An 11,973-nucleotide genomic window follows, 5' to 3' on the forward strand; every position below is an offset into this window, starting at 1 on the left:
TGACGGCAAACTTGTGGCCGGGGTTGACTCACATCCACCTCGGCCGCAACGTTGCGGCCTCGTCAGGGAGGTTCAAGTAATGAACACTCGTATGCGTAGAGCCGCCGTAGCCGTCGCCTCCGGCGCCATGGCCGTTTCGCTTGCCGCCTGCGGCAGTGCGAAGGAGGCCGGAGACAAGACGAACGAGCCCGGCGCCGCGAAGGGCGACGCGGTCAAGATCGGGCTCCTCCTGCCGGAGAACCAGACCGCGCGCTACGAGAAGTTCGACAAGCCGCTGATCGAGAAGAAGATCGCCGAGCTCACCGGCGGCAAGGGCGAGGTGGTCTACGCCAACGCCAAGCAGGACGCGACCACGCAGAACTCGCAGGTCGACACGATGATCACCAACAAGGTGGACGCCCTCATCGTCGACGCGGTGGACGCCAAGGCCATCGCCGGCTCGGTGAAGAAGGCCAAGGACGCCGGCATTCCGGTCGTCGCCTACGACCGCCTGGCCGAGGGCCCGATCGACGCCTACACCTCCTTCGACAACGAAGAGGTCGGCAAGGTGCAGGGCAAGGCGCTGCTGGAGGCGCTGGGCGACAAGGCCAAGGACGGCCAGATCGTCATGATGAACGGATCGGTCACCGACCCGAACGCCAAGCTCTTCAAGCAGGGTGCGCACTCCGTCCTCGATGGCAAGGTGAACATCGGCAAGGAGTACGACACCACGGAGTGGAAGCCGGAGAACGCCAACACCAACATGGCCGGCGCGCTCTCGGCGCTGGGCAAGGAGAACGTCATCGGCGTCTACTCCGCCAACGACGGCATGGCCGGCGGCATCATCACCGCCCTCAAGGCGGCCGGCATGTCCCCCCTGCCCCCGGTGACCGGTCAGGACGCCGAACTCGCCGGTGTGCAGCGCATCGTGGCGGGCGAGCAGTTCATGAGCGTCTACAAGCCGTACGCCCCCGAGGCCGAGGCCGCCGCGAAGATGGCCGTGGCCCTCGCCAAGGGCGAGAAGCTGGACGGCGTCACCACCTCCACGGTCGACAGCCCCACCGCCAAGGGCGTGCCGGCCGTGCTGATCCCGGTCGTGTCGCTCACCAAGAACAACATCAAGGACACCGTCATCAAGGACGGCGTCTACACGGCCGACGAGATCTGCACCGAGAAGTACGCGGCCGCCTGCACCGCCCTCGGCCTGAAGTAAGGCCTCTGTGGGGAACGGTCCGCAACCCGGTCCCCTCCGAGGCGGTCCCCACGCCTGTGCGGCGCCCTGCCCCTCATGCCCCGCCCTCCGCGGGGCGCCGCACAGAAACGATTCGCCACTCCGCACCACCTGCTTTTCTCCCGCACCACCCCAGTCCGCACCAACCCCCGCCCCATTCACCCCGCTCCTGCACTTACTGCACGACATCCCCGCCGGTCAGGCGGCGAAGGAGATGGTTCATGTGTCCGCTGCGCCCGTGCTGGCGTTGCGAGGGGTCTCGAAGCGGTTCGGCGCCGTTCAGGCCCTGACCGACATTGAGTTCGAGATCCACTCCGGCGAGGTGGTCGCCCTCGTCGGCGACAACGGCGCCGGTAAGTCCACGCTGGTCAAGACGATCGCCGGCGTGCACCCCATCGATGACGGAGTCATCGAGTGGGAGGGCCGCCCCGTCTCGATCACCAAGCCCCACGACGCCCAGAACCTGGGCATCGCGACGGTCTACCAGGACCTCGCGCTGTGCGACAACATCGATGTCGTAGGCAACCTCTTCCTCGGCCGCGAGCTCAAGCGCCGCGGTGTCCTCGACGAGGTGGAGATGGAGCGCCGCGCCCGCGAGCTCCTCACCACCCTGTCCATCCGGATTCCCAGCGTCCGGATCCCCATCGCCTCGCTCTCCGGCGGTCAGCGCCAGACGGTGGCGATCGCCCGCTCCATGCTGGGCGAGCCCCAGCTCGTCATCCTCGACGAGCCCACCGCCGCCCTCGGCGTCGAGCAGACCGCTCAGGTCCTCGACCTGGTGGAGCGGCTGCGCGAGCGCGGCCACGCCGTGATCCTCATCAGCCACAACATGGCCGATGTGAAGGCCGTCGCCGACAAGGTGGCGGTCCTGCGGCTCGGCCGCAACAACGGCGTCTTCAACGTCGCCGACACCTCGCAGGAAGAGATCATCTCCGCCATCACGGGAGCCACGGACAACGCCGTGACCCGCCGGGCGGCGCGTACCGGGGAGGCTCGCAAGTGAGCACCGAGAACCAAGCCGCCGACCCCGCGGGCAAGGCGGCCGAACAGCGCGGCGATGCGGCCGGCCCGGTCAATCCGGCCGCCGCGCCCGACGCCATTCCCGCGGTGGACCCGCGGCTGCTCGTCCGCGAGCAGGGCTTCGCGGGGTACCTGAACGAGTTCGGCCGCAAGCTCAAGGCCGGCGACCTGGGCTCCATCCCGGTCGTCCTCGGCCTGGTCATCATCTGGAGCATTTTCCAGGGGCTGAACTCGAACTTCCTCTCCCCGGAGAACCTCACCAACATCGCGATCACGATGGTCGCCACCGGCATGATGGCCGTGGGCATCATCTTCGTGCTGCTGCTCGGCGAGATCGACCTCTCGGTCGGCTCGGTCAGCGGCGTCTCGGGCGCGATCGTCGCCGTCCTCGCCGTCACGCACGGAGTCAACGAGTGGCTGGCGATCCTCGCGGCCATCGCCGGCGGCGCCCTGATCGGCGCGGTCCACGGCTTCTTCTTCGCCCGGATCGGCGCCCCCGCCTTCGCCGTCACCCTGTCGGGCCTGCTGTTCTGGTCCGGCGCCATGCTGCAGATCCTCGGCAGCAACGGCACGATCAACCTCGACTCCGAGGGCGTGGTCGGCCAGCTCACCACGTACTACTTCGCGGACGTGGCCGCGGCCTACGGGCTGGCCGCGCTCGCCGTGGCCGGATACTTCCTCGCCGCCTTCCTCGACGCCCGCCGCCGCGAGGCCGCCGGGGTCCCCTCCCGGCCGCTCGCCGAGATCCTGCTGCGCACCGGCCTGCTCGCGGTGTTCACGTTCGGGCCCGCCATGGTGTTCAACCAGTACAAGGGACTGCCGCTCGCGGTGGTGCTCTTCGTGGTGGCCCTGGTCGGCACGGACTTCCTGCTGCGCCGCACGACCTTCGGGCGAAACGTTTTCGCACTGGGTGGCAGCGTCGAGGCCTCCCGCCGCGCGGGCATCAACGTCAACGCGGTCCGCATCACGGTCTTCGCCCTCGCCGGCACCTTCGCCGCCATCGGCGGCCTCTTCTGGGCCTCCAAGATCGCGGCGGCCAACCAGAGCGCCGGCGCCGGCGACCTGCTGATGAACGTGATCGCGGCGGCCGTCATCGGCGGCACCAGCCTCTTCGGCGGCCGGGGCCGGACCTGGAACGCCCTCCTCGGCGTCATGGTCATCACCTCCATCCAGTACGGTCTGGCCCTGGAGGGCATCGAGACGCCGATCCAGTACATGATCACCGGTGCGGTGCTGCTGGCGACCGTGGTGATCGACTCGGTCACGCGCAAGACCCAGAAGACGGCCGGACGCGCCTGACCCGCGCGCCCGGAGCGCCCTTCACGGTAAGACCGGTCACAGTGCCCGGGGCCACCTCGTGTGGCGCCGGGCACCTGTGCGTGTCCGGGTACGCATGCCTGTGCTGGTATACGCCCGTATGTGAGGTGTGGGCGGCCAACGGTGCGTACATGTATGACAAAGCTGTGACCCCGCTCGGGGCGGCCCGATGACGGCGCGCGGCAGCGGAACATTAGACTCGACAGACCAGCGAGCAACTGCAAGGAGGCACGGGTGCTGCTGACCCGCATCAAGGGACCGCGCGATCTGGACCGGCTCAGCCAGGAGGAGCTCACTCAGCTCGCCGCCGAGATCAGGTCCTTCCTCGTCGACGCCGTCTCCAAGACCGGCGGGCACCTCGGCCCCAACCTCGGTGTGGTCGAACTGACGATCGCCCTGCACAGGGTCTTCGACTCGCCCAAGGACAAGGTCCTCTTCGACACCGGCCACCAGGCCTACGTCCACAAGCTGCTCACGGGCCGTCAGGACTTCGGGAGCCTGCGCTCCAAGGGCGGCCTCTCCGGCTATCCCTCGCGCGCCGAATCCGAGCACGACGTGATCGAGAACTCGCACGCCTCCACCGTGCTCGGCTGGGCTGACGGCATCGCCAAGGCCAACGAGGTGCTCGGCCGCGAGGACCACCACGTCGCGGCCGTCATCGGTGACGGCGCGCTGACCGGCGGTATGGCCTGGGAGGCGCTGAACAACATCGCCGCCGCCAAGGACCGCCCCCTGGTGATCGTCGTCAACGACAACGAGCGCTCGTACGGCCCCACCATCGGCGGCCTCGCCAACCACCTGGCCACCCTGCGCACCACGGACGGCTACGAACGCTTCCTGGCCCGCGGCAAGGACCTCCTGGAGCGGACCCCCGTCGTCGGGAGGCCGCTCTACGGAACCCTGCACGGCGCGAAGAAGGGCCTCAAGGACTTCATCGCCCCGCAGGGCATGTTCGAGGACCTCGGCCTGAAGTACATCGGACCCATCGACGGCCACGACATGGAGGCCCTGGAGTCCGCCTTGCAGCGCGCGAAGCGCTTCAGCGGCCCGGTTATCGTGCATTGCCTCACCCAGAAGGGCCGCGGTTACACCCCGGCCCTGGAACACGAGGCGGACCGCTTCCACGCGGTGGGCGTGATCCACCCCGACACCGGCCTGCCCGTCAGCACCGACGCCGCCAGCTGGACCTCCGTCTTCGCCGACGAGATGGTCAAGCTCGGCAAGGAGCGCGAGGACATCGTCGCCATCACCGCGGCCATGCTCCAGCCGGTCGGCCTCAAGAAGTTCGCGGACGCCTTCCCGGACCGCATCTTCGACGTCGGCATCGCAGAGCAGCACGGCGCCACGTCGGCGGCGGGCCTGGCGACCGGCGGCGCCCATCCGGTCTTCGCCGTCTACGCCACCTTCCTCAACCGCGCCTTCGACCAGGTCCTGATGGACGTGGCCCTGCACAAGTGCGGGGTCACCTTCGTCCTGGACCGCGCCGGCATCACCGGCACCGACGGCGCCTCCCACAACGGCATGTGGGACATGTCCATCCTTCAGGTCGTCCCCGGCCTGCGCCTCGCCGCCCCGCGCGACGCCGAGCAACTGCGCGCCCAGCTGAACGAGGCGGTGCTGGTCAAGGACGCGCCGACCGTCGTCCGCTTCTCCAAGGGCGTCGTCGGCCCGGCCGTCCCGGCCGTGGGCCGCATCGGCGGCATGGACGTGCTGCGCAGCCCGGCACCCGAGGTCACCCGTCCGGACGTACTGATCGTCTCGGTCGGCGCCCTCGCCCCGATGTGCCTGGAGATCGCCGACCTGCTCGACCGGCAGGGCATCTCCGCGACCGTGGTCGACCCCCGCTGGGTCAAGCCCGTGGACGAGGCCCTGGCCCCGCTGGCGGACACCCACCGGGTGGTCGTCACCGTGGAGGACAACAGCCGCGCCGGTGGTGTCGGATCCGCCGTCTCCCAGGCGCTGCGCGACGCGGGCGTCGACGTACCGCTGCGCGATTTCGGCATTCCGCAGCGCTTCCTGGACCACGCCACCCGCAAGGAGGTCATGGCGGAGATCGGCCTGACCGCGCCCGCCATCGCCCGGCAGGTCACCGGCCTGGTGGCCAAGCTCGACGGGCGCTACGAGAACGAGCCGGCCGCCGTCGTCGACTGACGCGCGGTTGCACACGACGGGCCGGGAGGTTATCCCTGAGGGGTGGCCTCCCGGCCCGTTTCGTGTGCGTCAGGTGCTCGGAGGTGCGTCGGTGAGCAAGGATCTGAACAGTCCCTTCCGCACCAAGTCGGTGGAACAGTCCATCCGCGACACCGAAGAGCCGGAACACGCCCTCAAGAAGTCCCTCTCCGCCTGGGACCTCACCGTCTTCGGCGTCGGCGTGATCATCGGCACCGGCATCTTCGTCCTCACGGGCAAGGTCGCCAAGGAGACCGCCGGACCCGCCACCGCCCTGGCCTTCGTGGCCGCGGGTGTGGTGTGCGCACTGGCCGCCCTCTGCTACGCCGAATTCGCCTCGACCGTCCCCGTAGCCGGTTCCGCGTACACCTTCTCCTACGCCTCGATCGGCGAGTTCCCCGCCTGGATCATCGGCTGGGACCTGGTACTGGAGTTCGCACTCGGCACCGCGGTCGTCGCCGTCGGCTGGTCGGGGTACGTCCGCTCGCTCATGGAGAACGCCGGCATGCAACTGCCGGTCGCCCTCCAGGGCCCGGACATCCCGGGCGGCACCTTCGACCTGCTCGCCTTCATCCTGGTGCTGATCCTCACGGTGATCCTCGTCATCGGCGTGAAGCTGTCCGCCCGGATCACCGCGATCGTCGTCGCCATCAAGGTCACGGTGGTGCTCATCGTGATCATCGCCGGCCTGTTCTTCGTCAAGGCCAGCAACTACCAGCCCTTCATCCCCGACGCGCGGCCCCAGCCGAGCGGCTCCGGGCTCGACGCGCCACTGATCCAGCTGATCTTCGGATACGCGCCGACCGACTTCGGCATCATGGGCATCTTCACCGCGGCCTCCGTCGTCTTCTTCGCCTTTATCGGCTTCGACGTCGTCGCCACGGCCGCCGAGGAGACCAAAGTGCCGCAGCGGGACATGCCGCGCGGCATCCTGGGCTCCCTGATGATCTGTACGGTGCTGTACGTGGCGGTCTCGCTCGTGGTCACCGGCATGCAGCACTACTCCCAGCTGTCGGTGAGCGCCCCGCTGGCCGACGCCTTCAAATCCGCCGGGCATCCGATCTACGGCGGCATCATCAGCTTCGGCGCCGCCGTCGGCCTGACCACGGTGTGCATGATCCTGCTGCTGGGCCAGACCCGGGTGTTCTTCGCGATGAGCCGCGACGGCCTGCTGCCCCGCTTCTTCTCGCGGACGCACCCCAAGTTCCGTACGCCCTACCGGCCGACGATCCTGCTCGGCGTGGTCATCGCGGTCGTCGCCGGCTTCACCAGCATCAACGAGCTCGCCACGCTGGTGAACATCGGCACCCTGTTCGCCTTCGTGGTCGTGGCCCTCGGCGTGATGATCCTGCGCCGCAGCCGCCCCGACCTGCACCGGTCCTTCCGCACCCCGCTCGTGCCGCTCGTACCGATCCTCTCGATCGCCGCCTCGGTCTGGCTGATGCTCAACCTGCCGGCCGAGACCTGGGTGCGCTTCGGGATCTGGATGGCGGCCGGCCTGGTCGTCTACTTCGTCTACGGCCGCGGGCACAGCCTGCTGGGCCGGGGCAGCACGGTGGAGCAGGCAGTGCGCGAGGACCGCTAGGGGGTGTCCCGTCCGGGCGGTCGTCAGCGGCCGCCCTTGGCGGGGGACTCCTTCGCCGAGGCGGGGATCGGCTGGTCCTTGCGCAGGGCCTCCCACAGCTGGGTCGCCTGCGGCTCGGCGGCGACCACCCGGTTGCGGTCGATCTTGTCGTAGGCGACCGGCAGCATGACCGTTTCCATGGTCGCCGGGTCCACGCCCCGCATGCTGCGCGCGAAGTCGGACAGCGCGGTCAGCGAGGCGAGGTCGGAGTCGGTGGTCAGCGACTTGGTGCCGGCGTCGGCGAGCTGGTACAGCCGGGCCGGGTTGCCGAAGGCGTCCTGCTTCTTGATCTCGGACAGCATCGCCATCATGAACTGCTGCTGCAGGCCGATCCGGCCGAGGTCGCTGCCGTCTCCGTAGCCGTAGCGCGTCCGTACGAACTTGAGCGAGTCGGCGCCGTCCAGCCGGTGCGTGCCCGCGTCCAGCTTGAGGCCGCCCTTCGCTCCGCTCATCGGCTTGTCGAGCGTGACGGTCACCCCGCCGAGCGCGTCCACCAGCCCCTTGAAACCGGCGAAGTCCACCTCCACGAAGTGGTCGACGCGGATGCCGGACATCTCCTCCACGGTCTTGACCACACAGGCCGGTCCGCCCAGCGTGTAAACGCCGTTGAACATGGCCCGCTTCGCGGACGGCACGGTCTTGCCGTCCTCGCCCTTGCACTCGGGCCGGGTGATCAGGGTGTCGCGGGGGATGCTCACCGCGGTCGCCCTGGCCCGGCCCTCGGGTATGTGCACCAGCATCGCGGTGTCCGAGCGGGCGCCGCTCACATCGCCGTGGTCGAGGTCGCCGTTGGCCCCGGCCCGCGAATCGGATCCGAGGACGAGGACGTTCTGCGCCCCCGCGACGACCTTCTGCGGCCGGTTGTCGCCGATGGCCTGGTCCAGGTCGACGCTGTCGATATTGCCGTTGAGGTGGCTGTACGCCCACCAGCCCGCCCCGGCGGCGCCCAGGATCAGCACGGCGACCAGGAGCAGGGTGATCCGCAGAATGCGGCGGCCGCGGCGCCCGGGCCGCGCGTGCTTGTCCGTCATGAGGGTGAATCTTAGACAGGTATTCGAATAGCCGAGGCCCGCCCCCCGGAAGGGGCGGGCCTCGGCTCCGGAAGCCTGTCCGCGGGGCGCGTTACGCCGGAACGCTCGCCACGCCGGGGGCCAGGAACTTCTTGCCGTTCACGCGCTCCGAGACACCCTCACGGTCCAGGTACGGCGTGATGCCGCCCAGGTGGAAGGGCCAGCCGGCGCCGGTGATGAGGCAGAGGTCGATGTCCTGGGCCTCGGCCACGACACCCTCCTCCAGCATCAGGCCGATCTCCTGCGCCACCGCGTCCAGGACGCGGTCGCGCACCTGCTCCTCCGTCAGGACGCTGTCGCCCTGCACCAGAAGGGCGGCGACCTCGGGGTCCAGCTCCGGCTTGAACCCGTTTTCGGCGGAGTAGACGTAGAAGCCGCGCTTGCCGGCCTCGACGACCCGCTTCAGGTTCGGGGAGACGGTGAACCGCTCCGGGAAGGCGCGGTTCAGGGTCTCGGAGACGTGCAGGCCGATGGCCGGACCGACGAGCTCCAGGAGCACCAGCGGGGACATCGGCAGGCCGAGCGGCTCGATGGCCTTCTCGGCGGTGGCCACCGGGGTGCCCTCGTCGATGACGTTCTGGATCTCACCCATGAAGCGGGTCAGGATGCGGTTCACCACGAACGCCGGGGCGTCCTTGGTGAGGACCGCGGTCTTCTTCAGCTTCTTGGCGACACCGAAGGCCGTGGCCAGCGAGGCGTCGTCGGTCTGCTCACCGCGGACGATCTCCAGCAGCGGCAGGATCGCGACCGGGTTGAAGAAGTGGAAGCCGACCACGCGCTCCGGGTGCTGGAGCTTGGAGGCCATCTCGGAGACCGACAGCGAGGAGGTGTTGGTGGCGAGGACCGCGTGCGCCGGGGCGACCGCCTCGACCTCCGCGAACACCTTCTGCTTGACCGACATCTCCTCGAACACGGCCTCGATGATGAAGTCCGCGTCCGCGAAGCCCTCGGCCTTGTCCAGCACACCGGACACCAGGGCCGTCAGGCGGTTGGCCTTGTCCTGGTTGATGCGGCCCTTGCCGAGCAGCTTCTGGATCTCGGCGTGGACGTAGCCCACACCCTTGTCCACGCGCTCCTGGTCGATGTCGGTGAGGACCACCGGCACCTCCAGGCGGCGCAGGAAGAGCAGCGCCAGCTGCGAGGCCATCAGGCCCGCGCCGACGACGCCGACCTTGGTGACCGGGCGGGCCAGGGACTTGTCCGGGGCGCCGGCCGGGCGCTTGGCGCGCTTCTGGACCAGGTTGAAGGCGTAGATGCCGGAGCGCAGTTCGCCGCCCATGATGAGGTCGGCGAGCGCCGCGTCCTCGGCGTCGAAGCCCTTCTGCAGGTCGCCGTCCTTGGACGCCTCGATGATGTCGAGGGCCCGGTAGGCGGCCGGGGCCGCGCCGTGCACCTTGGAGTCCGCGATGGCGCGGCCGCGGGCGACCGCCGCGTCCCAGCCCTCGCCGCGGTCCACGTCGGCCCGTACGACCTCGGTCTCGCCGTTGAGGACCTTCGCGGTCCAGATGAGCGACTGCTCCAGGAAGTCGGCGCCCTCGAACAGCGCGTCGGCGATGCCGAGCTCGAAGACCTGCTTGCCCCCCAGCTGGCGATTCTGGTTCAGCGAGTTCTCGATGATGACCGAGACCGCGCGGTCCGCGCCGATCAGGTTCGGCAGGATGGTGCAACCGCCCCAGCCGGGGACCAGGCCGAGGAAGACCTCCGGCAGGGAGAAGGCCGGGAGGGCCTTGGAGACGGTGCGGTAGGTGCAGTGCAGGCCGACCTCGACACCGCCGCCCATCGCCGCGCCGTTGTAGTAGGCGAAGGTCGGGACGGCCAGCGCCGCGAGGCGCTTGAAGACCTCGTGGCCGCCCTTGCCGATGGCGAGCGCCTCGTCGTGCTTCTTCAGCAGCTCGACACCCTTGAGGTCGGCGCCGACCGCGAAGATGAAGGGCTTGCCGGTGATGCCCGCGCCGACGATGGAGCCGGCGAGGGCCTCCTGCTCGACCTGGTCGATGGCCGCGTTCAGGTTGGCGAGGGACTGCGGGCCGAAGGTGGTCGGCTTGGTGTGGTCGAAGCCGTTGTCCAGCGTGACGAGCGCGAAGCGCCCGGCGCCGAAGGGCAGGTCCAGGTGGCGCACGTGCGCCGAGGTGACGACCTCGTCCGGGAACAGCTCGGCCGCGCCCTTCAGGAGCTCAGTGGTGGTGCTCACTTGGTGCCTCCATCGAAGTGCGGGTTCTCCCAGATGACCGTCGCGCCCATGCCGAAGCCGACGCACATGGTGGTCAGGCCGTAGCGGACGTGCGGCTGCTCCTCGAACTGGCGGGCCAGCTGCGTCATCAGGCGGACGCCGGAGGAGGCGAGCGGGTGGCCGAAGGCGATGGCGCCGCCGTACTGGTTCACGCGGGCGTCGTCGTCGGCGATGCCGTAGTGCTCCAGGAAGGCGAGCACCTGCACGGCGAAGGCCTCGTTGATCTCGAACAGGCCGATGTCGGAGATCGACAGGCCCGCCTGGGCGAGGGCCTTCTCGGTGGCGGGGATCGGGCCGTAGCCCATGACCTCCGGCTCGACACCCGCGAAGGAGTACGAGACCAGGCGCATCTTGACCGGGAGGTTGTTCTCGCGGGCGAAGTCCTCGGAGGCGATGATCGCGGCCGTGGCACCGTCGTTGAGACCGGCGGCGTTGCCCGCGGTGACCCGGCCGTGGGTACGGAAGGGGGTCTTCAGGCCGGCCAGGTTCTCCAGCGTGGTGCCCGGGCGCATCGGCTCGTCGGTGGTGACCAGGCCCCAGCCCGTCTCGCCGACCTCCGGGTTGGTGTTGCGCACCGAGACCGGCACCAGGTCCTGCTGGATCTTGCCGTCGGCGTACGCCTTGGCGGCCTTCTCCTGCGAGCGCACGGCGTACTCGTCGGCGCGGAGCTTGGTGATCGCCGGGTAGCGGTCGTGCAGGTTCTCGGCGGTCATGCCCATGAAGAGGGCGGACTCGTCGACCAGCTTCTCCGAGACGAAGCGCGGGTTCGGGTCGACTCCCTCGCCCATGGGGTGGCGGCCCATGTGCTCGACACCGCCGGCGAGGGCGACGTCGTACGCACCGAAGGCCACACCGCCCGCGACGGCGGTCACGGCGGTCAGCGCGCCGGCGCACATGCGGTCGATGGAGTAGCCCGGGACGGACTGCGGGAGGCCCGCGAGGATGCCGGCCGTACGGCCCAGCGTCAGGCCCTGGTCGCCGATCTGCGTGGTCGCGGCGATGGCGACCTCGTCGATCTTCTTGGGGTCCAGGTCCGGGTTGCGGCGCAGCAGCTCCCGGATCGCCTTGACGACGAGATCGTCGGCGCGGGTCTCGTGGTAAATGCCCTTCGGGCCCGCCTTGCCGAACGGGGTGCGGACGCCGTCGACGAAGACGACGTCCCTGACGGTACGAGGCACGTTGGCTCTCCTCCAGGTGCGGGTGTGCACTGCTGCGCGGCGGTGCGCTCGGCGTGTGGTGCTGAGCGCGCGCTCACCCGGCCCATGCTACTTGCGAGTAACCAATGTGCACACCCCCTCCCCGAGGAGCGGCGAAGGTCACACTGCCGTGGCTG

The 11,973-nt window shown here is 69.4% G+C and carries 8 protein-coding genes; 5 read left to right on the forward strand and 3 right to left on the reverse strand.

All coding sequences use genetic code 11. From position 1 onward, the window contains the following. Nucleotides 1-79: 79 nt before the first annotated feature. From ACWDX7_RS15215 to ACWDX7_RS15235, 5 genes are all read left to right on the forward strand, one after another. On the forward strand, nt 80-1,192 hold the full coding sequence (locus ACWDX7_RS15215; RefSeq protein ID WP_451489768.1) for a sugar ABC transporter substrate-binding protein: 1,113 nt from the start codon (nt 80-82) through the stop codon (nt 1,190-1,192). A 232-nt stretch (nt 1,193-1,424) separates the two neighbouring features. Further along, complete coding sequence (locus tag ACWDX7_RS15220) at nt 1,425-2,213, forward strand: ATP-binding cassette domain-containing protein (protein ID WP_451489767.1); 789 nt, start codon at nt 1,425-1,427, stop codon at nt 2,211-2,213. 95 nt (nt 2,214-2,308) lie between these two features. After that, nucleotides 2,309-3,529, forward strand: a complete 1,221-nt coding sequence (locus ACWDX7_RS15225; RefSeq protein ID WP_451489868.1) for a sugar ABC transporter permease — start codon at nt 2,309-2,311, stop codon at nt 3,527-3,529. A 252-nt stretch (nt 3,530-3,781) separates the two neighbouring features. Beyond that, a complete protein-coding gene (gene dxs, locus ACWDX7_RS15230; protein ID WP_451489766.1) occupies nt 3,782-5,698 on the forward strand; it encodes a 1-deoxy-D-xylulose-5-phosphate synthase in 1,917 nt (638 codons plus the stop codon). A gap of 91 nt (nt 5,699-5,789) precedes the next feature. Then, nucleotides 5,790-7,301 (forward strand): amino acid permease, encoded by a 1,512-nt coding sequence (locus ACWDX7_RS15235; RefSeq protein ID WP_451489765.1) that lies wholly within the window; start codon nt 5,790-5,792, stop codon nt 7,299-7,301. A 23-nt stretch (nt 7,302-7,324) separates the two neighbouring features. Here the strand turns inward: ACWDX7_RS15235 and ACWDX7_RS15240 are convergent, their stop codons facing one another. From ACWDX7_RS15240 to ACWDX7_RS15250, 3 genes are all read right to left on the reverse strand, one after another. Next, entirely contained in the window at nt 7,325-8,371 is a 1,047-nt protein-coding gene (locus ACWDX7_RS15240) for an LCP family protein (protein ID WP_451489764.1), read from the reverse strand. 91 nt (nt 8,372-8,462) lie between these two features. Beyond that, on the reverse strand, nt 8,463-10,601 hold the full coding sequence (locus ACWDX7_RS15245; RefSeq protein WP_451489763.1) for a 3-hydroxyacyl-CoA dehydrogenase NAD-binding domain-containing protein: 2,139 nt from the start codon (nt 10,599-10,601) through the stop codon (nt 8,463-8,465). Further along, the gene (locus ACWDX7_RS15250) at nt 10,598-11,818 is read right to left on the reverse strand and encodes a thiolase family protein (RefSeq protein ID WP_451489762.1); all 1,221 of its coding nucleotides are present in this window, start codon (nt 11,816-11,818) and stop codon (nt 10,598-10,600) included. Before ACWDX7_RS15250 ends, ACWDX7_RS15245 begins: the two co-directional genes overlap by 4 nt. Nucleotides 11,819-11,973 lie beyond the last annotated feature (155 nt).

The sequence above is a fragment of the Streptomyces sp. NPDC003034 genome (assembly GCF_053591375.1).

Excerpts from the sequence above, each read along its gene's own strand:
- ACWDX7_RS15220 (WP_451489767.1), top strand. The coding sequence starts at position 1,425 with ATGGTTCATGTGTCCGCTGCGCCCGTGCTGGCGTTGCGAGGGGTCTCG.
- ACWDX7_RS15240 (WP_451489764.1), bottom strand. The coding sequence starts at position 8,371 with ATGACGGACAAGCACGCGCGGCCCGGGCGCCGCGGCCGCCGCATTCTG.
- ACWDX7_RS15215 (WP_451489768.1), top strand. The coding sequence starts at position 80 with ATGAACACTCGTATGCGTAGAGCCGCCGTAGCCGTCGCCTCCGGCGCC.